The 21764-nt window shown below is 69.2% G+C and carries 20 protein-coding genes; 7 read left to right on the top strand and 13 right to left on the bottom strand.

What is annotated here, in order from left to right; translation table 11 throughout:
* Window positions 1-7 precede the first annotated feature (7 nt).
* From tsaE to dapA, 3 genes are all read right to left on the bottom strand, one after another.
* Window positions 8-463 carry a tRNA (adenosine(37)-N6)-threonylcarbamoyltransferase complex ATPase subunit type 1 TsaE gene (tsaE, locus tag ACIP5Y_RS43745; protein WP_397006669.1) on the bottom strand — a complete coding sequence of 152 codons (456 nt, stop codon included), beginning with the start codon at window positions 461-463 and terminating at the stop codon, window positions 8-10.
* On the bottom strand, window positions 460-1614 hold the full coding sequence (alr, locus tag ACIP5Y_RS43740) for an alanine racemase (protein WP_400359430.1): 1155 nt from the start codon (window positions 1612-1614) through the stop codon (window positions 460-462). The genes tsaE and alr overlap by 4 nt, the downstream gene beginning before the upstream one ends.
* Window positions 1615-1767: 153 nt before the next feature.
* The gene (gene dapA / locus ACIP5Y_RS43735; RefSeq protein ID WP_400359428.1) at window positions 1768-2670 is read right to left on the bottom strand and encodes a 4-hydroxy-tetrahydrodipicolinate synthase; all 903 of its coding nucleotides are present in this window, start codon (window positions 2668-2670) and stop codon (window positions 1768-1770) included.
* A 70-nt stretch (window positions 2671-2740) separates the two neighbouring features.
* Here dapA and ACIP5Y_RS43730 point away from each other — a divergent pair, with 70 nt between their 5' ends.
* Window positions 2741-3652 (top strand): LysR substrate-binding domain-containing protein, encoded by a 912-nt coding sequence (locus ACIP5Y_RS43730; RefSeq protein ID WP_400359426.1) that lies wholly within the window; start codon window positions 2741-2743, stop codon window positions 3650-3652.
* Between the two features lie 147 nt (window positions 3653-3799).
* On the opposite strand, the gene ACIP5Y_RS43725 is transcribed toward ACIP5Y_RS43730, so the two are convergent.
* Window positions 3800-5347 (bottom strand): NAD(P)H-hydrate dehydratase, encoded by a 1548-nt coding sequence (locus ACIP5Y_RS43725; RefSeq protein ID WP_400359425.1) that lies wholly within the window; start codon window positions 5345-5347, stop codon window positions 3800-3802.
* Between the two features lie 129 nt (window positions 5348-5476).
* On the opposite strand from ACIP5Y_RS43725, the gene ACIP5Y_RS43720 reads away from it, so the two are divergent.
* The gene (locus ACIP5Y_RS43720; protein ID WP_400359424.1) at window positions 5477-5902 is read left to right on the top strand and encodes a plastocyanin/azurin family copper-binding protein; all 426 of its coding nucleotides are present in this window, start codon (window positions 5477-5479) and stop codon (window positions 5900-5902) included.
* Between the two features lie 7 nt (window positions 5903-5909).
* Here the strand turns inward: ACIP5Y_RS43720 and glmS are convergent, their stop codons facing one another.
* The gene (gene glmS / locus ACIP5Y_RS43715) at window positions 5910-7778 is read right to left on the bottom strand and encodes a glutamine--fructose-6-phosphate transaminase (isomerizing) (protein WP_400359422.1); all 1869 of its coding nucleotides are present in this window, start codon (window positions 7776-7778) and stop codon (window positions 5910-5912) included.
* A gap of 144 nt (window positions 7779-7922) precedes the next feature.
* Here glmS and ACIP5Y_RS43710 point away from each other — a divergent pair, with 144 nt between their 5' ends.
* Window positions 7923-8786 carry a dienelactone hydrolase family protein gene (locus ACIP5Y_RS43710; RefSeq protein WP_400359420.1) on the top strand — a complete coding sequence of 288 codons (864 nt, stop codon included), beginning with the start codon at window positions 7923-7925 and terminating at the stop codon, window positions 8784-8786.
* Window positions 8787-8885: 99 nt separating this feature from the next.
* On the opposite strand, the gene ACIP5Y_RS43705 is transcribed toward ACIP5Y_RS43710, so the two are convergent.
* The 4 genes from ACIP5Y_RS43705 to ACIP5Y_RS43690 form a co-directional block, all read right to left on the bottom strand.
* Window positions 8886-10922, bottom strand: coding sequence for a hypothetical protein (locus tag ACIP5Y_RS43705; RefSeq protein WP_400359418.1), 2037 nt, complete (start codon window positions 10920-10922; stop codon window positions 8886-8888).
* Window positions 10919-11233: a hypothetical protein gene (locus tag ACIP5Y_RS43700; RefSeq protein ID WP_400359416.1), complete on the bottom strand. Its 315-nt coding sequence runs from the start codon at window positions 11231-11233 to the stop codon at window positions 10919-10921. Before ACIP5Y_RS43700 ends, ACIP5Y_RS43705 begins: the two co-directional genes overlap by 4 nt.
* Window positions 11234-11288: 55 nt before the next feature.
* Window positions 11289-11597, bottom strand: coding sequence for a DUF6802 family protein (locus ACIP5Y_RS43695; protein WP_397006647.1), 309 nt, complete (start codon window positions 11595-11597; stop codon window positions 11289-11291).
* A 101-nt stretch (window positions 11598-11698) separates the two neighbouring features.
* Window positions 11699-11890, bottom strand: coding sequence for a PspC domain-containing protein (locus ACIP5Y_RS43690; protein ID WP_400359414.1), 192 nt, complete (start codon window positions 11888-11890; stop codon window positions 11699-11701).
* A 116-nt stretch (window positions 11891-12006) separates the two neighbouring features.
* Here ACIP5Y_RS43690 and ACIP5Y_RS43685 point away from each other — a divergent pair, with 116 nt between their 5' ends.
* From ACIP5Y_RS43685 to ACIP5Y_RS43675, 3 genes are all read left to right on the top strand, one after another.
* Window positions 12007-13662: an ABC-F family ATP-binding cassette domain-containing protein gene (locus tag ACIP5Y_RS43685; RefSeq protein WP_400359412.1), complete on the top strand. Its 1656-nt coding sequence runs from the start codon at window positions 12007-12009 to the stop codon at window positions 13660-13662.
* 141 nt (window positions 13663-13803) lie between these two features.
* Entirely contained in the window at window positions 13804-14664 is an 861-nt protein-coding gene (locus ACIP5Y_RS43680) for an ABC transporter ATP-binding protein (protein ID WP_400359411.1), read from the top strand.
* Complete coding sequence (locus ACIP5Y_RS43675) at window positions 14661-15536, top strand: ABC transporter permease (protein ID WP_400359409.1); 876 nt, start codon at window positions 14661-14663, stop codon at window positions 15534-15536. The genes ACIP5Y_RS43680 and ACIP5Y_RS43675 overlap by 4 nt, the downstream gene beginning before the upstream one ends.
* A gap of 44 nt (window positions 15537-15580) precedes the next feature.
* Here the strand turns inward: ACIP5Y_RS43675 and glmM are convergent, their stop codons facing one another.
* The 3 genes from glmM to rplM all read right to left on the bottom strand — a co-directional run bounded on the left by glmM (window position 15581) and on the right by rplM (window position 18140).
* Window positions 15581-16957 (bottom strand): phosphoglucosamine mutase, encoded by a 1377-nt coding sequence (gene glmM, locus ACIP5Y_RS43670; RefSeq protein WP_400359406.1) that lies wholly within the window; start codon window positions 16955-16957, stop codon window positions 15581-15583.
* Between the two features lie 227 nt (window positions 16958-17184).
* Window positions 17185-17646, bottom strand: a complete 462-nt coding sequence (gene rpsI / locus ACIP5Y_RS43665; RefSeq protein ID WP_400359789.1) for a 30S ribosomal protein S9 — start codon at window positions 17644-17646, stop codon at window positions 17185-17187.
* Between the two features lie 50 nt (window positions 17647-17696).
* Window positions 17697-18140, bottom strand: a complete 444-nt coding sequence (gene rplM, locus ACIP5Y_RS43660; protein WP_400359404.1) for a 50S ribosomal protein L13 — start codon at window positions 18138-18140, stop codon at window positions 17697-17699.
* Window positions 18141-18428: 288 nt separating this feature from the next.
* Between rplM and ACIP5Y_RS43655 the strand changes: the two genes are divergently transcribed.
* Window positions 18429-19067, top strand: a complete 639-nt coding sequence (locus ACIP5Y_RS43655; protein WP_400359402.1) for a hypothetical protein — start codon at window positions 18429-18431, stop codon at window positions 19065-19067.
* On the opposite strand, the gene ACIP5Y_RS43650 is transcribed toward ACIP5Y_RS43655, so the two are convergent.
* Entirely contained in the window at window positions 18984-21764 is a 2781-nt protein-coding gene (locus tag ACIP5Y_RS43650) for a hypothetical protein (RefSeq protein WP_400359400.1), read from the bottom strand. The two genes, ACIP5Y_RS43655 and ACIP5Y_RS43650, sit on opposite strands and share 84 nt — an antisense overlap.

Below are 21764 nucleotides of genomic sequence, written 5' to 3'. Positions count from 1 at the left end.
TCACCTGCTAGTTGGCGGCGACCCACTCCCAGTCCGCGGTACGCACATCCGATTCGGGTTCGCGGCGGAGCTGGACGCGGAGGTGGCGGTCGGCCAGGCGCTCGGCCACACCGAGGCCCCATTCGATGACGACGACGGCGTGATCGAAATCGGTGTCGAGGTCGAGGGCGTCGAGTTCGTCGAGGTTGCCGCCGAGCCGGTAGGCGTCCACGTGCACCAGGCCCACCGCGCCGGGATGCTCACCCGCGCGATGCTGCCGGGCGATGATGAAAGTCGGTGAGCTGACCCGTCCTTCGACGCCGAGCCCGGAGGCGATGCCGCGGGTGAGGGCGGTCTTGCCCGCGCCCAGGGGTCCGTCCAGGATGACCAGGTCACCGGCTTGCAATTGGTCCGCGAGTTCGCGGCCGAGCGCCTCGGTGTCCTCGACGGTGGGGAGCATGCGATGCCCGCGGCTGTCGGTCATCGCCGGCCTCCGATGTAGTCACGGGTCACGCGGCCGCGTGGTCCGCACACGATCTCGTAGTTGATCGTGCCCAGTAGGTCTGCCCATTCCTGCGCGGCCGGAACCTCGGGGCCCGCGCCGAAGAGGATGGCGAGGTCGCCCTCGCGGACGCCGGCCGCATTGTCGCCGAGGTCGACGACGAGTTGATCCATGCAGATGCGGCCGCGGTTCGGGCGGCGGGCGCCGCCCAGCCATACCGAGATCCGGCCGCTCAGGTTGCGCGGTACGCCGTCCGCGTAGCCGGCGGGGATGAGGGCGACGGTGGTGCCGCGGTCGGCGATCCATTGATGCCCGTACGAGATTCCCTCCCCGGCCGCGACGTCTTTGACCAGGATGACGCGGGATCGGAAGGTCATGGCCGGGCGCAGGCCGAAGTCCGAGATCTCGGGGACCGGTGAAAGCCCGTACACCGCAATGCCGGGCCGCACCATGTCGAAGGCGAGGTCCGGACGGGTCAGTGCCGCAGCGGAATTGGCGAGGTGCACCAGTTCCGGTTGCAGGCCGTGTTCCTTGGCGGTGGCGATGAATTCGAGGAAGCGGTCGCGCTGCATGTCGTTGACCGGGTGCTGCGGCTCGTCGGCCAGCGCCAGGTGCGAGAAGATGGCGCGGAAGCGGACCGCCTCCTCGGCGATCAGCTGGTTCAGCCGCCGCAGGACCTGCGGGTATTCGGCCTGCGGTACGCCGTTGCGGTTGAGCCCGGTGTCGACCTTGAGCGAGACCGTGGCGGTGCGGCCGGTCTGCCGGGCGGCCGCGGCCACGGCGTCCAGGTGCGCGAGTGAGGACACGGCGAGTTCGATGTCCGCGGCGACGGCGGGTGCGAAGTCGGCGTCGGAAGTGTTGAGCCAGCACAGGATCGGTGCGGTGATGCCCGCTGCCCGGAGTGCGACGGCCTCGGGGACGGTGGTGACGCCGAGTTCGCGGGCGCCGGCGGCGAGGGCCGCGCGGGCCACCTCGATGGCGCCGTGGTTGTACCCGTCCGCCTTGACCACTGCCATCACTGCCGCGTCACCGGCGTGCTCGGTCAGAATCCGAACGTTGTGCGCGATGGCATCGAGATCCACGAGCGTCTCGACCTGCGGTTCGGGGTTGTTCACAATTACCGATCCTGCCATCCGCCACGGAGCGGCACGGATCACACCCGGGGGCGGGAGTGGCTTGGCGCGAATGGGAAATGTCAGTGACTCAAATGGGAACGGGGGTGCGGTCCGACCGTGCACGACCGCCGCCGCCAGCGCACCGCGGCCGTGCACGCCGAATCCGGCCGACTATCGGGCAGCCGGAACGAGTTGCGCCGAAACACCCTCGAGAGCGGCCAGTGCAGCGGAAACCGAGGATTCGGCGGCCGGGAGCAACGGCAGGCGGACCGCGGCGCTGGGGATGCGGCCCTGCGCGGCCAGCACCCCCTTCACGACAGTCGGATTGGGTTCCGCGAACAGCGCCGAGGCCAGTGGAACGAGACTGTTGCCGAGCCGGCGACCGTGCTCGATCTCACCACTTCGCCAAGCGGCGATGAGTTCCACATACGCGGCGGGAGCGACATTGGCGCAAGCCAGAATTCCGCCCGAGGCGCCGAGCGCGAGCAGCGGCGCGGTGTAGATGTCATCGCCGGCCAGGACCGAGGTGCCGGGTGAAACCTGGCTCAGGAAGCCGATGGCGGTGTCGTCGATGCCGCCGCCGGCATATTTGAACCCGGCGACATTCGGCAATTCGGCCAAGCGGCACAGGGTTTCGGCACCGAGCGTGCGGCCCGTGCGATACGGAATGTGGTAGATCACGACCGGCACCGGGCTGGCCGCCGCGACCCGGCGGAAGTGCTCGATCACTCCGGCCTCGGAGGGACGGGTGTAGTAGGGGACGACGACGAGCGCGGCCGCGGCCCGGGAATCGAGGGCGGCGACGGCATCCACCGAACCGGCGGTGGTGTTGGTGCCCGCGCCGAGGATCAGCTGCGCACCGCGCTCCTGGCAGGCGCTCGCGCAGACATCGACCACCTGACGCTGTTCGGCGGCGGTGAGGGTGGCGGGTTCGCCGGTGGTGCCGAGCACGACGAGACCGGCCGCACCCGCGTCGAGGGACTGGTGCGCGAGCCCGGACAGGGCCTCGAGCGCGACTTCTCCGGTGGCGGTGAACGGCGTGACGAGCGGTACATACAGCCCTGTGAAAGTCATGCCATCAGAATTGTCGGCATGCGGCTTCAGGTCCATTTCACGTTTCTGCCGCCGAGCGTAAGCTCAGCTGATGCTCGATGTACGCCGCCTGCGGCTGCTGCGTGAACTCGCGCACCGCGGCACCATCACCGCCGTCGCCGAGGCGCTCTCGTACACGCCGTCGGCGGTATCGCAGCAGTTGACGGCGCTGGAACGGGAGGCGGGCGTCACGCTGCTGGAGCGCACCGGCCGCAGCGTCGTCCTGACCCCCGCGGCACAACGACTCGTGGCGCACGCCGAAACCATCCTCGCCGTCCTCGAGCAGGCGACCGCCGAATTGGCCACCGCCCGCACCGAACTCAACGGCGCCCTGCGCATCGGCGCCTTCCCCAGCGCCGTCCGCACCATCCTCTCCCCCGCCCTGGTCTCCCTCAGCCGCGACCATCCGCACCTGGAACTGCTCGTCACGGAGCTGGATCCGGCCCTGGCGCCCGCCGCCCTGCGCGCCGACGCCCTCGATATCGCCCTGGTCCAGGAATACGACTACGTCCCCGTCGACCCCGACACCGCCCTGGACACCGAACCCCTCCTGGAGGAAACGGTCTACCTCGCCACCCTCCACCACGGTCCGCACACCGACCCCCTTGCGGCACACCGCATCTCCCCGTGGATAGCGGGCACCCCCGGCACCCTCTGCCATGCCGTGACCGTCCGCGCCTGCCGCGCAGCGGGTTTCACCCCGCGCATCCGCCACCACGCCGACGACTTCGACACCGTCCTGGCGCTCGTGGCCGCCGGCCAAGGCGTGGCACTGGTCCCCGAACTCGGAACCCTCTCCGTCCCAGCCGAAGTGACCCTGGTCCCCCTCCCCACCCGCCGCCGCACCCACCTCGCCTACCGCCGCGGCACCGCCCACCATCCGGTGATCACCGCCGCCCGCGCCGCCCTCCACACCGCCGCCACCGCCAACCACTCCACCCGCCTCGCCGCAGCGAACCACTGATCACCGCGGCAACTATCGGAACCAGCTCCACCGATCGTATGGTCACGGTGTCGAGCACGATGCGCCTCGTCAGCCGGGTTGATGAGTAACGCAGGCACTGACCGCTCTACGACAAGTATTGCCCGGAGGTCCGACAGATTCCGGCCCTCAGCCGGCGGCGAGCTCACGCAGCGTGCCGATGGCCGCACGCAGGTGGGACAGCAAGGGGGACGCGGAGATCGGTGCGCCCGCGGCGGTGGCCGCATGCGCGGCGAGATTGGCGGCGAGCGCATGCACGCGAGCCGCAGCGGCCGCCGCCCACGCCGGATCCCGCCCGGCGGCGAGCAGCGCCGCGATCACGCCCGACAGCACATCACCGGAACCGGCTGTGGCGGCCCAGGATCCGCCGGCCTCGTTCACCAGCACCGGCCGGCCCGGCGTCGCCACCAGCGTGGCGCGGCCCTTCAACAGCACTGTCACATTCCAGGATTCAGCCAGTTTGCGCACGGCGGCCACCCGGTCCGGACTGGGATCGGCGCCGGTGAGCCGGGCGAATTCACCTGCGTGCGGTGTCAATACCGTGGGCGCGGCCCGGCCGGTGAGCAGGCTCGGGTCGGCGGCCAGCAGCGTGAGGCCGTCGGCATCCACCACGACGGGAAGATCGGTGGCCAGGATCTCGGCCAGCCGCTCGCGAGCCGCCGCATCGGTGCCCGCGCCGGGGCCGAACACCCAGGCCTGAACACGTCCGGTAGCCGAAACGGTATCGGCGGCAATTACTTCAGGAAAATGCGCGAGCACCTGCGCCGCCCCGGTCCCGGCGTATCGCACCATGCCGGACGTCGCCGAGATCGCACCCCCCGTGCACAGCACGGCCGCCCCCGGATATTTTGCGCTGCCCGCGCAAACCCCGGTCACCCCCTGCGTGTACTTGTCATCGGCCGCCCCCGGCACCGGCCAGTCCGCCCCGATCGACTCCGGTTCCAGCGCCGCCAGATTCGCCTCCGGCAGCCGTAACCCGATGGGCACCAACTCGATCCGCCCGCAGTACGGCGCAGCCAGCGCATGCACCGGCTTGTAAGCCCCGAACGTAACGGTCACCGCCGCCCGCACCGCGGCCCCCGAAACGGCCCCGGTATCGGTGTCCACCCCACTCGGCAGATCAGCGGCAATGATCGGCGCCGTCACCGCCGCAACAAGTTCCGCCGCCCGCGGCCGCAATGCCCCGCGCCCGGATATCCCGACGATCCCATCGACAACCAGATCGGCGGCCCTGAGCGCCGCCACCGCGGGGTCCGCCGAGCGTTGCGCCGCGGCGCGGGCCACTGCCGCAGCCTGCGTATCCTGCTGCGCGGCCGCCGAACCCGGTGCCGCGGATCCGTCGATGACGCGGCCGCCGGCGCGGCGCAACGCCGCGAGGCCCTGCACGTGGGCGCGGTCGGGAGACAGGAGGACGGCGGTAACGGTGATGCCGCGGCGGCGGAGGAAGGAGCCGGCCCAGAGCGCGTCGCCGCCATTATCGCCGGAGCCGACCAGGAGGGTGACGGTGCGGCCGGCGGTGGCGCCGGTGCGGGCGCGGAGTTCGCGGGCGACGAGGTCGGCGAGGCCGAAGGCGGCGCGGCGCATGGGCATTCCGTCGGGGACCCGCGTGAAGAGTTCGGCTTCGGCGGCGCGCACCTCGGCGGCCGTGTAGTACCCGCGTACCGCCGGTGCGGTCATGGTTCGCCTCCCGGGAGTCGGTTGCGCGGGGCGCGTGCCCCGCTCGCCTGCGACCTCAGAGCCTACGCCGCGGCGCGTTCGGCGATGCCTGCGAATTGCCTGCTACCTGCGAGGGTTACCCTGACTGACATGTCGATCCGCCGCTGCACACCGACCCGTGCCCTGCTCCTCGCGACCGTGGTGACGGGGGCGCTGATCGTGAGCGGCTGCGGTTCGGACAATTCGAAGCCGGCGGCAAGCTCCACGACAGCGGCGGCCTCGACCTCCGCCGGAGCCACCTCGTCCGCTCCGGCCGTCGCGGCCGCGGTGACCGTCGAAGTGAAGGACATGGCGTTCTCGCCCGCCGACATCACCATCAAGGCCGGCGATACGGTCACCTGGAAGTTCGACGATCGTTTCCCGCATGCCGTGCAGGGGATCGGCGATTCCGCGCTGGGCATCAATTCGCCGATCATCCACAAGGGCGAGTGGAGTCATCAGTTCACCACCAAGGGCACCTACCGCTACTTGTGCCCTTTGCATCCGGAGATGAAGGGCACCGTCACCGTGCAGTAGGCGGGTCCTATTCGACCGTGACCGATTTCGCCAGATTGCGAGGCTTGTCGACGTCGTAGCCGCGGGTCTGCGCCACCTCGGCGGCGAAGATCTGCAGCGGCACCGTGGACAGCAGCGGCTGGTAGAGGGTTGGGGCGATGGGGATTTCGATGAGATGGTCGGCGTAGGGGCGCACGGTGTCGTCGCCTTCCTCGGCGATCACGATGGTGCGGGCGCCGCGGGCCTGGATCTCGCGAATATTGCTCAGCAGCTTGGAGTGCAGCTGGGCGCGGCCCTTGGGGGACGGCATCACGATGAAGACGGGAAGCCCGTCCTCGATCAAGGCGATGGGGCCGTGCTTGAGTTCGCCCGCCGCGAAGCCCTCGGCGTGCATGTAGGCGAGTTCCTTGAGTTTCAGCGCGCCTTCCAGTGCCACCGGGTAGCCGACATGCCGGCCAAGGAACAGGACGGTCGGTACATGCGCCAGTGAGCGGGCGATCTCCCGCACCTGGGGAGCCGATTCCAGCACGCGCGCAACGAGTTTCGGCATGGCCTCGAGTTCCGCGAACTCGCGCGCCACCTCGTCGGGGTACTTGGTGCCGCGCGCCTGCGCCAGCGCCAGGCCGACCAGGTAGTTGGCGGTGATCTGCGCCAGGAACGCCTTGGTGGAGGCGACCCCGATCTCCGGACCGGTGCGGGTGTAGACGACCGCATCGGATTCGCGCGGGATCTGCGCGCCATTGGTATTGCAGATGGCCAGGACTCGCGCCTTCTGCTCCTTGGCGTGCCGCACGGCCTCCAGCGTGTCCGCGGTCTCACCGGACTGGGAGATGGCGACCACCAGGGTGGAACGGTCCAGAACCGGGTCGCGGTAACGGAATTCGCTGGCGAGCTCCACCTCGACGGGCAGCCGCGTCCAGTGTTCGATGGCGTATTTGGCCAGTAGTCCGGCGTGATACGAACTGCCGCAGGCGACCACGAAGACCTTGTCGAATTCGCGCAGTTCCGAATCGGCCAGCCGCTGCTCGTCGAGCACGATCTTGCCGCCCTGGAAATGCCCGATCAGCGTGTCGGCGACACCCTGCGGCTGCTCTTCGATCTCCTTCAGCATGAAGTAGTCGTGGCCACCCTTCTCGGCGGCGGCCAGGTCCCAGTCGATGGTGAAGGGGCGGGTGCGGACGCCGTCGGGATTGCCGTCGAAGTCGGTGACGCGGTAGCCGTCGGCGGTGATGACCACCGCCTGGTCCTGGCCGAGTTCCACGGCCTCACGGGTGTGTTCGATGAAGGCGGTGACATCGGAGGCGAGGAACATCTCGCCCTTGCCGACGCCCACCACCAGCGGGGTGGAACGGCGGGCCGCGATAATGGTGCCGGGGTGATCGGCGTGCGTGAAGACGAGGGTGAACGCGCCCTCCAGGCGCCGGACCACCGACAGTGCGGCGGCCACGAAATCGCCGGCGGTCTCGCCCTCTATATAGGCGCGGGACACCAGGTGCACCGCTACCTCGGTGTCGGTATCGCTGCCGAGTTCGATTCCGGCTTCCTCGAGTTCGCGGCGCAGGGGTGCGAAGTTCTCGATGATGCCGTTGTGCACCACCGCGACCCGGCCGGTGTGGTCGCGATGCGGGTGGGCATTGCGGTCGGTGGGGGCGCCGTGCGTGGCCCAGCGGGTGTGACCCATACCGGTGCCGCCGGTGAAGCGTTCGGTGCCGATGTCCGCCAGTTCGGCCTCCAGATTGGCGAGCCGCCCGGCCTTCCGTTCGATCGCGAGGCCGCCCGCGCCGTCCAGGATCGCGACCCCCGCGGAGTCGTAACCTCGATATTCCATGCGGCGCAACGCGTCCACCACGACACCGAGGGCATCCCGGTACCCCACATACCCGACGATTCCGCACATGGGCCCACAGCTTACGTCTAGTGATACGTATCGCGAATCGGGCTGGGCGCGACGGCCGACACTATGCGCCGACCCGGTGGATTCCCGGAATCGAACACGCGGCGGCTGCGGCGTTCGGGGCGGATACCGGCTAAGTTCAACAGCGTGTCGGCGTCTGTGAAATCGCTCCTGAGCACCTTGACCGCGCGTGGCCCGCAGGAGGTGCTGCGCGGGAACCTCGGCATCGCCGGGCAGCCCGGGGTGGTGTACACGCCCGCGAAGGGCCTGAACCTGCCCGCGGTGGCGTTCGGGCACGGCTGGCTGACGGGTGCGGGCAACTATCGCCGGCTGCTGGAACACCTGGCCTCCTGGGGATATGTGGCCGCCGCGCCGGACACCGAGCGTGGCCCGATCCCCTCGCACCTGAACCTGGCCACCGATCTGCTGACCACCCTGGACATCTGCACGGGCGTCCGCCTGGGCACCGGCGAGATCAGCGTGCACCCCGACAAACTCGCCCTGGCCGGCCACGGCATGGGCGCCGGCGCCGCCGTCATCGCGGCGTCCCAGCGCGAGGTAGCCGCCGTAGCGGCCTTGTTCCCCGCCCCCACGGCCCCGTCCGCCGAGGCCCTCGCCCCCAAGATCGACGCCCCCGCCCTGATCCTCGCGGGCGCAGCCGACATCGACTCGGTCAGCTCAAACGCCATCCCCCTGGCCGCCGCCTGGGGCGACGACGCAGTCTTCCGCTCCCTCGACAAGGCCACCCACAACGGCATGGTCGAAGGCCGCCGCGCCCTCGCCGCCCTCGGCGCCGGCAAACACGAGCCCCGCACCGAACGCCTCACCCGAGCCCTCCTTGTAGGCTTCCTCAACTACGCAGTCCTGGGCGACAAGAAATACAAACCCTTCGCCGACCCCGAGGCCGTAATCCCCCACACCGACCTCGTAGACCCCGAAGCCATCGACGAAGAACCCGAACAGCCCCAAAAACTCCCCGTCCTCCAACTGATCCAGGCCCTCCGCAAGTAACGGCGACACGACCCCCACGCCGCCGCTGCCGGACCTCGCGCCGCCCCGACTGTCGGCCGAGCCCTGGCGAATCCCGACCGATGGACCAGTCTCACCACGTCACTGCGGATTCATCTCTGACGACCGACCCTGGGATGGTTCGGGGATCTCTACTCCGCTATCGGGGATTTCGACCGATGGGTCGGTATCACCGAGGGCCGGTGGAGGATTCGGCTCAGACTGACCACCTTGCGTCGGCACCGAACCGTCGGGCTGCGACGCACCGGGAGCGCCTGGCAGCGGGCCGCTGCCGGCGGGCGGGATCGCCCCGTTCGTGTCCGGTTGTGACGAATTGACCCCACCCGGTTCCGGCGGCTGGTCACTGTCCAGCGGCGAGTGATCGCTCTGCGCAGGCGGTAGCGCACCTTTGCCCGCGAGAGGAGGTGGGAAGCTGTCGTTCTCGGGCTCGGACGATGCGGGGCAGCCAGGTTGTGGGGCGCCTGTATCGGGAATCGACGGGCCGTCGTGGCCCGGATGCGAATCATCAACGCACGGCGGCTGAACCGGTGGGCAGGTCCCTTGCGTGCTGTCCGCGCTTGGTGGCGGGGAATCGCCGGCCGGGGGCTGCGGGTTGCCGGGGCAGGCTGCCGGGTTGGGTTGGTCGACCTGTGGATGAGGGTTCGGGCAGGTCGGAATCGATGGTGGGGCAGCGGATTCGAAGGCCGCAGGATTGTTTGTCGATGGTGAGGATTGGTGGTCGGGTGATGGGGCTTCGGGTTTGGCGGGGGTAGTGGATTCAGTGACGGTCGGGAGGCCGTGGTTGTCGAGTCCGAGGGTGTAGGTGTGGGTGGCGCCGGATTCGTCGGTGACGGTGAGTTGGAGTTCACCCGTAGGGGTTCGCTCGAGGGTGAAATGCTTTCCGGCGATGTCGAGTTCGGCCTTGTCGGTGGCATGACCGGGGTCGGTGGTGGCGGGGTCGGGGTTCGTGGGATCGGATGGTTTCGGAGTGGCTGACTCGATGAGGGTGCGGATCTTGTCTGCGGCTCCGGTGAGGCCCTCGCCCAGGGTGGGTGCGAGTCGGCTCAGGCTGTCGATGATCGAGCGGCCCGCATTGTCGAATTGCGGCATGCTCTCGGGTTGCGACGTAGCGCGTTCCATCGATGCGGGCGCACTGTCGGCCGGCAGGGTCGATGAGGACTGCGGCTGGGATCGGACCGCCATATCCGGCGCGGCGGCGCCGCGCGGGGACTCGTTTTGGACCGGCATCGGGTCCGGATGACTCGATGCCGGGATCGATTGCGGCGGATTGTCGTGCGACGGGGCGGACTGTGGTTGCACCGGGACGGAGTTCACCGCGGGCTGGGCTTGCTGCGGTGCGACCGCGTATTGCGGGATCGGCTGCGGGGCAGGCGATTGCGGCGCAAGCGGTATTGCTCGGGGTGGCGGCTGCGGAATGTTCGATATGGGGAGGTCTACGGGGTGTGGGTACGGTGCCTCGACGACCGAGCCCAGGGCGGCTATGACGGATTCGTATTCGGATTCGAAGAATTCGTCCGCGGTCCTGCAGGCGGCGTTGAATGCGTCCAACTTGCTTTCGACGTCGCGTTTGAAGGTGTTTGTCAGCCAGGGATCGGGGTGCTCGGTGAGCAGGGCATCGATCTCGCCGGGGGTCTTGCCACCGATCGCGACAGTCCTTGTGCCATCAGGGTTTTCCTCGAGCAGGGCCAAGGTGTGCTCGGCCTTGGTGAGTGCGGCCTGACGCAGCGGTTGGAGCACCGCCTCCAATGCCTTGGCGGCGGCTTGCGCCGCATCGATATCGCCGCGGGCCTGGCGTACTTGGGCCTCGGCGATACCGATTGCCTGGATACCGGCGCCGCCGGACCAGATGCCGGGCAGACCGGTCGCCACGTCGCGGTGGGCGGCCAGTTGGGTTTCGGCCTCGGTCAGCGCCTTCGCCAATTCGGCTCGGGCCGTATCGAGTTCGGCGAGGTTCGTACCGCGTTGTTCGTCGTAGCGGGCCTGGAGTTCCCCGGTTCCGGGGCGTGGGATGCCGAAGGCCTTCTCGTACAGGGGCAGGAACCGCTCCCAGTACTGCAATCCGGGCGCACCGTGGTCCAGGATCTGGTCGATGGATTTGCCGGTGATGTCGAAGCTCATCGCCCCGCCCCCGTGACGGCGGCGGCGTTCTGCTGGTCGAGTCGCGCGTATTCCGTTGCCGCGCGCTCGAATACATCGGCGGTGACGCCCGCGGCCGTACCCCAGTTGTGCAGGCAGGACGCGATCCGTTCGAAGCCGTGGTGCAGGGCCAGGCCCTGCCGGCCATAGTTGCGGCCCGCCACATTGTCTGCGAGACCATGCGTGCCGACGCGGCGCGACTGCTCTTCCAGTGCGGACGCGCACCCTCGCAGGGCCGACGCCGCCGCGTGCAGGGCGCCGGTGTCGACGCCGAGCACATCGGATCCACCCATCCGTCCCCCCTAGCTCGAATCCCCCTGTCCCCGGCCGTGTGCCGGGGTGGCCGCGTCAGTGCCCGAGGCGGCCCTCATCGGTGCGCACCCAGGCGGTGGTGCCGTCCGGGTTGTGGTGGAACTCCCACGCCGCGTAGTCGCCGCCGCTGTCGACGACGGTCACGTGATCGGCGTAGCCGTCGTGATCCAGGTCGGTCCACACCTGCATGGCGTTGTCGCTGGTGGTGGTCACGGTGTCGGCTAGTCCGTCGCCGTCGATGTCCTGGGTCGGGTGCTGTAGCTCCACGGCGCCCAGCGCACCCAGTTCCGAATGCGCGTCGAGATTCGGCAGATCAAGTCCTGGCAGATCACCCGATGTGACCATGTGCGCTCCTCCGCAGTGACGTGGCTATCATCCTGTCACTCGCGGTGGACCCCCGCAGCCCCTTGATACCGATTGTGGATAACTCCCGGCTGTGGATGAAATCAGTACTTGGGAATGACGATCCACAGCGCGATGTAAAGCAGGAACTGCGGTCCGGGCAGCAGGCAGGAAAGGACGAACAGGGCGCGTACGAGGGTCGCGCTCCAGCCGAAGTATTCGGCGATGCCGCCGCAAACACCGCCGAACCATTTGTCGGAGGTCGAACGGGTGAATCGCTTGGTCGGTGTGGTCATAGCTCCACTCTGCCGATCGGGAACGCCCGCGACATCGGTCCCCCGACCCATTCCGACCCTGAACTTCGGGAGGCCCGAAGTCAGGGTGCCACCCTGAGCACGGCAGAATTGCCCTGGTGAGCACCACTCTGCATGCGCGCGGACTCGCCGCCGGACACGGCGAGCGGACCCTCTTCGCCGACCTGGATCTCGTACTCGCCCCCGGCGACGTGATCGGACTGGTCGGCGTGAACGGCGCCGGAAAATCCACGCTGCTGCGCATGCTCGCCGACGGCCACGCCCCCGAGGGCGAGATCACCCTCAGCCCACCGGATTCCACCGTCGGCTACCTGGCCCAGGAACCCGAACGCCTCGCCGGTGAAACCGTGCTCGAATTCCTGCGCCGCCGCACCGGAGTCGCCACCGCCCAGCAGACCATGGACGCCGCCGCCGAACGATTGGCGGACGGCGGCGACGACGAATACTCCCCCGCCCTGGAGCGCTGGCTGGCCCTCGGCGGCGCGGATCTCGAACAGCGCGCCGACGAGATCGCCGCCGACCTCGGCCTCACCGTCAGCCTCCCGCACGGCCTCGACACCCTGATGACGGTGCTGTCCGGCGGTCAGGCCGCCCGTGCCGGCCTGGCCTCGGTCCTGTTGTCCCGCTTCGACATCCTGCTCCTCGACGAGCCCACCAACGACCTGGACCTGGACGGCCTGGAGCGCCTGGAACAGTTCGTGAACGAGGTCCGCGTCCCGCTCATGGTGATCAGCCACGATCGGGAGTTCCTGGCCCGCACCGTGAATCGCATCGTCGAACTGGACCTGGCTCAGCAGCAGGTCGACATCTACGACGGCAGTTACGAGTCCTACCTGGTGGAACGCGATATCGCCCGCCGACACGCCCGCGAGGCCTACGAGGAGTTCGCCGACACCAAGGCCGGCCTGGAGGCCCGCGCCGTCATGCAGCGCAACTGGATGGAACACGGCGTCCGCAATGCCCGCCGCAAGGCCCGCGACCCGCGAAAAGTGGACTCCGACAAGGCCGGCCGCAAGATGCGCGCCGAATCCACCGAGAAGCAGGCCTCCAAGATCAAGCAGACGATCAAGCGCATCGAACGCCTGGACCAGGTGGAGGAACCCCGCAAGGAGTGGGAACTGCGCATGACGATTGCCGCCGCACCCCGCAGCGGGACCGTGGTGGCGACCCTCTCCGGCGCGACCCTCACCCGCGGGGACTTCACCCTCGGCCCGGTGACCATCCAGGTGGATGCCGGTGACCGCATCGTGCTCACCGGCGCGAACGGCTCCGGCAAATCCACCCTGCTGTCGCTGCTGCTCGGAAAGACGAAGCCGGACAGCGGTTCCGCGTCCATCGGCTCGGGCGTCGCCATCGGCGAGGTGGATCAGGCGCGTGGACTGTTCCGCGGCACGGCCACTCTCGCCGACACTTTCAGCGCCGAGGTGCCGGATCAGCCCGAGTCCGAGGTGCGCACCCTGCTGGCCAAGTTCGGCCTGCGCGGCCCGCATGTACTGCGCCCCAATGACACTCTCTCCCCCGGTGAACGCACCCGCGCCGCCTTGGCCCTGCTGCAAGCGCGCGGCGTCAACCTGCTGGTCCTGGACGAACCGACCAATCACCTGGATCTGCCCGCCATCGAGCAGCTCGAGCAGGCGGTCGAATCCTTCGACGGCACGGTCCTGCTCGTCACCCATGACCGCCGCATGCTCGACACCGTGCGCGCGACCCGCCGCTGGCATATGGACGCGGGCAAGCTCACCGAATCGCTGTAGCCCCGGTTCCGATCCGAATAGCAACCTTGGTTGACTAAATCGAAGTTAGTCAACTACGGTTGCTTAACGCTGTCGAAACTGAATCGAAGAGGACCAGCCATGCCCGACGCTGACCGAACGATCGAAATCGAAGGACTCCGCATGCGATACGGAGCCGAAGATGTACTGCACGAGGTGAATCTGACCGCTCGACGCGGCGAAGTCCTGGCCCTGCTCGGCCCGAACGGGGCCGGCAAGACCACCACCATCGAAATCCTGGAAGGCTTCCGCCTCCGCTCCGCCGGCCGGGTCACCGTGCTCGGCGTCGACCCCGCCCACGGCGGCGACGCCTGGCGCGCACGGATCGGCGTCGTCCTGCAATCCTGGCGTGACCACGCCAAATGGCAGGTGCGGGAACTGCTTGCCCAGCTGGGCTCCTACTACGCCGACTACAGCACCCCTGCCATCCGACGCCCTTGGGATACGGATGATCTCATCGCCGCGGTAGGTCTCGCCGAACAGGCGCATACCCGGATCGCCAGACTGTCGGGCGGGCAACGCCGCCGCCTGGACGTCGCTGTCGGCCTGGTGGGCCGCCCCGAGGTGCTGTTCCTGGACGAACCCACCACCGGCTTCGACCCGCACGCCAGGCACGAATTCCACGACCTCATCCGGCGATTGGCCCGCGACCGCGCGACCACCGTCCTGCTCACCACCCACGACCTGCAGGAGGCCGAACGACTGGCCGACCGGATCGCCGTCCTGGACGGAGGCCGCATCATCGCCGAGGGCACCACCGCGGAACTGACCACCCGCATCGCCGGCCACGACGAAGTGCGCTGGCATCAGCACGGCCGGTCGCACCTCGAAACCACCACGGACTCGACCGCATTCGCGTTCGACCTGTTCACCCGATACGGCCGCGAGATCACCCGACTGGAGATCCACCGCGCCACCCTCGAAGACGCCTACCTCGATCTGGTCCGCAAAACCGAGGAGACACCGCTGGAGGCAGCATCATGACCGCGGCAGTACCCGGATCGGGCAGCGCCTTGCGCGGCCGCTCGACAGCCGTGCGATCGGGCATCGCCCGCGGACTGGTCGAGCTGCGCCAAGCCTTCACCGGCGGCACCCTGATCGGCCAGATCTTCTGGCCCGCAGCCACATTGGTGGCCGTTTTCTTCCTCCGGCACAAGACCGTGCCCGGCGGCACATCCCTGGACGCTTTCATGCTGCCCAGCGTGCTCGGCATGTACGTGGCGCTGGGCATGCTGCTGGAGGTCCAGTATCTGGCCGCGGAACGCGAGGACGGAACCCTGTTGCGCGCCAGGATAATTCCGGGCGGCATCACCGGCTACTACGTGGGCAAGATCGTGACGGTCTCCGCAACGGTGCTCTTCTACCTCGCGGTACTGCTGATACCCGGCGTGTTCCTGGTGCACGGCCTGCGCCTGGATTCCGCCTCCTGCTGGCTCACCCTGGCCTGGGTGATTCCACTCGGATTCGTTGCCACCCAATCCATCGGGGCCATGCTGGGGTCACTGATCGAGGGCGCACGCGGCGCGGGCTATGTCTCGGTGCCGATTGTCGGCCTGATCGCCATCTCCGGCATCTTCTATCCCATTACCGCGATGCCGGGCTGGTTGCAGGCCGTGGCACAGCTCTTCCCGGTGTACTGGCTGGGCCTGGGCGTCCGTTCGGCCATGTTGCCGTCGTCGGCGGTCGCCGCCGAACTCGGCCATTCCTGGCGGCACCTGGAGACGGTCGGCGTCCTCGGCGCCTGGGCGATCATCGGCATACTCTGCACCCCGATCGTGCTGCGCCGCATGGCAAGACGCGAATCCGGCTCCAGCGTCGCCGCCCGCCGCGACCGGAACCTGCAACGCATCGGATGAGCGGTGAGCGCCCGTCGCCGGTCCGGCGGCGGGCGCTGCGAGACCTATACGGCCGCTACGAGTTTGGCGAGGTCATCCGCCAGGCGCTGGGCTGCCTGCAGGTCGGTGGCTTCGACCATGACGCGGACCAACTGCTCGGTTCCGCTGGGCCGCAGGAGCACTCGGCCGGTGTCGCCGAGGCTGCGTTCGGCGTCCGCCACGGCCTCGCGGACCGAGGGCGCCGAAGCCACGGCCGCCTTGTCGGAGACCGGGACATTGATCAGGATCTGCGGCACCGTCTGCACCACCGCGGCCAATTCCGCTAGGCTGCTTCCGGTTTCGGCCATGCGGGCCATCAGGCGCAGGCCGGTGAGGATGCCGTCGCCGGTGGTGCCGAACTTGGGGAACACCACATGCCCGGACTGCTCGCCGCCGAGGGTGAAGCCGCCGTTGCGGAGATCCTCGAGGACGTAGCGGTCGCCGACGGCGGTGGTACGCACCTCGATGCCCGCGCCGCGCATGGCGATATGCAGGCCGAGGTTGCTCATGACGGTGGCGACCAGCGTGTTCGCGGCCAGCTCACCCGAATCCCGCATGGCGAGAGCCAGAATCGCCATGATGGCGTCGCCGTCGACCACCCCGCCCTTGCCGTCCACGGCCAGGCAGCGGTCGGCGTCGCCGTCGTGGGCGAGGCCGAGGTCCGCGCCGTGCTCACGCACCGCGTGCTGGACCTGGTCCAGATGGGTGGAGCCGCAGCCCTCATTGATATTGAGGCCGTCGGGTTCGGCATTGATGGCGATGACGGTCGCGCCGGCCTCCCGGTAGGCGGCCGGGCCGACCTCGGAGGCGGCGCCGTTGGCGCAGTCGACCACCACGGTGAGTCCGCTCAGGTCGCGCCCGGTGGCTTCCACCAGGTGCTCCACATAGCGTTCGTGGGTGCCTTCCAGGCTGTATCGGTCATTGGCGTCGAAGACGTGACCACCCAGTCCGGTCCGGCCCAGGATGCGGCCGATGGCGGCGCCGGTCGGCCGGGCGAAGGTGCCCGCGGCGACCAGGGCCTCGATGCGATCCTCGATGGCGTCGTCCAGCTTGTGGCCGCCCGCCGCGAAGATCTTGATGCCGTTGTCGGGCATGGGATTGTGCGAGGCGGAGATCATCACGCCCAGGCAGGCGTCGTACACGCCGGTCAGGTAGGCGACGGCCGGCGTCGGCAGCACCCCCACCGACAGCACGTCCACGCCCGCGGCGGTGAGGCCCGCGGTGACCGCGGCCTCCAGCATTTCACCGCTGGCGCGCGGATCCCGGCCGACCACGGCCAGCGCGCGTTTCTTCCCCCGGCTCAGCACTTGCGCTGCCGCGGCCGAAACCTGCAGCGCCAGTTCCGGACTCAGTGAGTCGTTGGCGAGTCCGCGGACTCCGTCGGTGCCGAACAAACGTCCCATACCTACCTCAACACCCCTGCTGGTCGGTCGTTACAGCACAAGAGCAGGCGCCCGACCCGCTCCCCGCCTCTCGTTTCCCGCCGCGTGCCGCGGCGGGAAACACCCAGGAGGAAGAAGGAGCAACGAAAACCGTTGCTGGGAGCCTGCTCTCGTACAGGTTGCCGTATAGACCGTACCGTGCCCGGCCCAGCAGAGGGACGCGCACGGTAGGGCCGTACGGCGCAATATCAGCGCTTCGAGTACTGAGGCGCCTTACGGGCCTTCTTGAGGCCGTACTTCTTACGCTCGGTGGCACGCGGGTCACGAGTCAGGAAGCCGGCCCGCTTGAGGGCGGGACGGTCGTCCGGGGTGACCTCGATCAGCGCGCGGGCGATGGCGAGGCGCAGAGCGCCGGCCTGACCCGACGGGCCGCCGCCGACCAGGCGGGCGAAGATGTCGAAGGACTCGGTGCGCTCGACCGTGACCAGCGGCGACTTGACCAGCTGCTGGTGCACCTTGTTCGGGAAGTAGTTCTCGATGGTGCGGCCGTTCAGCACGAAGTTGCCGGAACCCGGCACCATGCGCACGCGAACCACGGCCTCCTTGCGGCGGCCGACGGTCTGGATCGGGCGGTCGATCACGACCGGGGCGGCGGCGAAGGAAGTGAACTCACCCTCGGCCTCGTAGCCGGCCTCGTCGACGACCTCCACAGCGGTGTCCTCGACAACGAACTCGTCGTCGTTGAATTCTTCGGGAGCGGTCACTGGGCCACCTGCTTGATCTCGAAGGGGATGGGCTGCTGGGCGGCGTGCGGGTGGTTCGGGCCCGCGTAGACCTTCAGCTTGCGAATGATCTGGTTGCCCAGCTTGTTCTTCGGGATCATGCCCTTGACGGCACGCTCGACCAGACGGTCGGGGCGGGTGTCCAGGATCTGGCCCACGGTACGGCCCTTCAGACCACCCGGGTGACCGGAGTGGGTGTAGAGGACCTTGTCGTCGCGCTTGTTACCGGAGACGGCAACCTTCTCGGCGTTGATGATGATGACGAAATCGCCACCGTCGACGTTCGGAGCGTAGGTCGGCTTGGTCTTGCCGCGCAGCAGGTTCGCAGCCTGCACGGAAAGACGACCGAGCACTACGTCAGTGGCGTCGATGACGTACCACTTGCGGGTCACGTCACCGCCCTTGGGGCTGTACGTAGGCACAGTGCATCCCTTGTCTGTCGTAGGTTTTGCCAGCCAGTGCGTGGTCGAGCTGATCCCGGCGGCCGGTGGAGACCCGGGGCTCGTGCGACAACCGGGCAAACCCGGCCGTACCGCACACCAGCGGACCACGATACCAGCGGGGTATCGCCCACCCGAAATCGGGATCGAGCCGGGTACGCGGCGACCGGATTGTGACATCCGGCATACCGGAGAGCGGAAATGGCCGGTGCCACCGGAGGCGTTGCAATCTCTGTCGCTTGCATCGTCACTGAAAGACCGGAGGACGCCATGGCGATCACAATTCCGCCGAGCCATCCCCGCGCACAGTCGATGCGGCGACTGTTCCTGGGCGTGATGACGGCGAGTTTCATCTTCCTGTTCCCCTGGATCGGCTACCTGTCGGTGAGCCTGCCCGCGCAGTACAAGGTCCATCAGTGGGACATCGCCTGGGTCGGATTCGATTGCCTGCTCGTGGTCGCGGTCGGCATCACGGCCTGGTGCGCGTGGCGCAAGCGGCAGCTCTTCATCCCCTGGGCGATCATTACCGGCACGCTGCTGACCTGCGATGCCTGGTTCGACATCGTGATGGATTGGAATACGCCGGGGCTGTGGTTCTCGGTGCTCACCGCGGCCGTCGGCGAACTACCGCTGGCCGCGCTGTTGTTCTTCGCCGCCCGGCGGCTGTTCCGGATCAATCTCGATTTGGCGTGGGCGCTGACCGGGCACACCGGGCCCACGCCCAAGGTTTCCCGGATCGGGCTGCTGGCCACGGCGGCCTGGCTCTACGAGTTCAACGCCACCGCGGCCGCGCCGGATGACGCCGCGCCCGCTGCCGCCGATTCGTCAGATGCGAACGGGCGGACCGGGATCGATGCCGCGAGCCGGACCCGGGATGGTGTACCGCAGCGTGTCGATGCCCAGGCGTAGGCAGTCCGGCTGCTTCGTATCACCGACCGTGCTGATGCCCGGCCGCGCGTCACCCGACGCGAACGGGGTCACGGGGCACGAGTTCTCGACCGGCCGCGCGGACAGCGCGGGACCGAACACCTGAATCGTGGCGTCCGCGACCTGCACGGGCCGGCCGTCGGTGTGCATGCCCATGGCCGCGAGGGCCGTCGCGCCGATCACGATCGGCGCGCCGAAAGTGCCCTTCATCTTGTTCCAGAGCTTGCCCTTGCGCTTGCGATCCCGCTCGGACCCGGATTCCGAATCTTCCTGACCGGCGGCATTTTCCGGCGATCGATCCTGTCGCGACCCGCTGGACGGCATCGATCCACCGTACCCTGCCCCGCCCTGACCAGGAGCGTTTCCGGAACCCCCGGCCCCGTACCCGCCTTGCTCGGCGCCGTACCCACCCTGGCCGTACCCGCCCGCGCCATAGGGATTCTGCGCACCGTAACCACCGGCGCCCGGCCCATACTGCCCGGTGTTGTACCCCTGCGGCGCACCACCCGGACCGTATCCGCCACCTTGCCCCTGCTGTGCACCACCGGGAACCTGTTGCGCGCCGCCCTGAACCTGCTGTGCGCCACCGGGTCCGTGTGACCCGCCGGGACCCTGTTGCGCGCCACCGGGTCCCGGCACCCCGCCGGTACCTTGTTGCGCGCCACCGGAATAGCCGGATCCGCCGTAACCGCTCGCCGCACCGGGCTGGCCGCCGTAACTTCCGGCGCCGTATTGTCCTTGGGCCGCGCCCTGTTGCGTACCGGCCGAACCCTGTTGCGCACCAGCCGAACCCGGCGCACCGGCGGGCCCGTAGCCCTGGCCGTACGCCGCAGCGGGCGAGCCCTGCTGCGCACCGGCCTGATTCGCGCCGCTGGCGGACTGACCGGGCGCGGACTGCCCACCGGCAGCACCGTATCCGGCCTGGGCCGCATCGCCCTGCGGGGTGCGGCCGACGACGGCAGTCATCTGATCGTCGGCAGGCGAACCCACCGGCGGCCGGGTGAAGCGTCCGCCCACCCCGGCCAGACCTGGCGGCAACCCGCCCCGACCGGCAGCGGGATCTTCCACCCCGGCACCCTGTGCGCCGGCCGGATCGACGGGCGGCTGCCCGGCGCCGGCCTTCGCGGCCTCCTCGGCGGTCAGTCGCCGGGTCGGACCGGCGGCCCCCGATGGGTCGGCGAACGACGACAGGTCATCGGTCGTCATCCGGCGGGTGAGCCCGGCGTCGGCCGGCTCCGCTCCCGGGACAGGTTCCCCTGTCCGCGAACCGGTTTCGCCCGGCCGCCCCGAGCCCCCGGCCTGCCAACCGGCCGCGGCCGCGAGCCGCGCCGCTTCCTCGGCACTCACCTTCTGCGTCACGTCCTCGGCCGCACCGACCCCGCCCCGTGCGCGCGGATCACCGGTAGGCGGCGAATCCATATGCCGTGGAATCAGTTCCGGCTGCTGCGCCAAGGGCTCGGGCTGCCGCTGCATGGCCTCCATGCCCGCGAACTGCGACAGATGACGCGGGCCCTGCTCGATCGGGCGCGCCTCCTCGGACGTCGATCCGCCCGCAACACCCTGACCGGCTTGCGATGCGGCATCTCCCGGTTGCGGCGCCGCATGACCAGGTTGCGCTGCGCCCTGGCCGGGTTGCGCTGCCGCATGCGCGGATTGCGCCGGAGAACCGGGTTGCGCGGCCTGGCCGCCGGGCCTGACCACCGCGCGTTCGCCGGTGGCATGTCGCCCCTCGGAATGGCGTGGGCCGCTGCCGGATGCGCCCGCCGCACGCGGATCCGACTGTGCCGCTTGCCCGGGCGCGGCGCTCTGGGCCTGGTGGGCGCCGGCGGTGCCGTAGGTTTCGTCGGTTTCGGCGTCGGTGACCATGAGGTGGGCGGCGCCGAGGACCAGGGCGTGCATGGGGTGGTCGGCGACCTGGAAGCGGTGGCCGAGGTGGTTCTGGAAGGCGAGGCGCAGGGCGTCGTTGAAGCACACATTGCCGGTGAGCAGGATGGTCGAGGTGTCGGCGTTGATGGCGCGCGCGGCGGCCATGACCTCGATGACCACATTGTCGGCGGCCCGGGCCTCGTGCAGGGCCTCCTGGGTGATGCCGACGCTGACCGATTCGGTGGGCTCGTCGTCATCGCCGTGGACGGCGACCACCAGGCATTCGCGACCGTCGGAGTAGACGCCGACGGCACCCACCGCGGGCCCGCGACCGGGCCTGCGGACCAGGCCGAGGGCGCGGACGTACCCGGACAGCGCCACGGATTCGGGCAGCGCCTCGGCAGGCACGCCGAGCTGCTCGACCAGGCGGATGAATTCCTCGACCTTCTGATCCGGCCAATCGTCGGGGAACGGCAGGGCGATCACGTCGGGCGGCCCGCCGAGGCGTTCGTTGAGCGATGCCAGCGGGTTGTGCATGCGGGCCCGGAAGACCAGTTCGGCGGGCCAGGTCGCCCCGGCCACCACGATCTGCGGGTGACCGATGATGTCGCGCACATCGGAAATGGCGATGCCGACATCGGGCCGCCGGTCCACGCCGGCCGTGTGCAGCCGGCCGGACGAATCCGCCAGCAGGTAGGCGGGCGGTGTATACGTGCCTTCGACCTCGACCGGGCGGATCGGCGTGCCGCCGCCACCGGCGGCCACCGACACCACGTCCCAGCCGAGATGCACTGCTCCAACTCGCGCTGTCAC

The organism is Nocardia sp. NPDC088792 (assembly GCF_044750615.1).
GTDB lineage: Bacteria > Actinomycetota > Actinomycetes > Mycobacteriales > Mycobacteriaceae > Nocardia.
The sequence above is the reverse complement of the archived record's forward strand: the minus strand, read 5'-3'. Positions and strand labels throughout refer to the sequence as shown.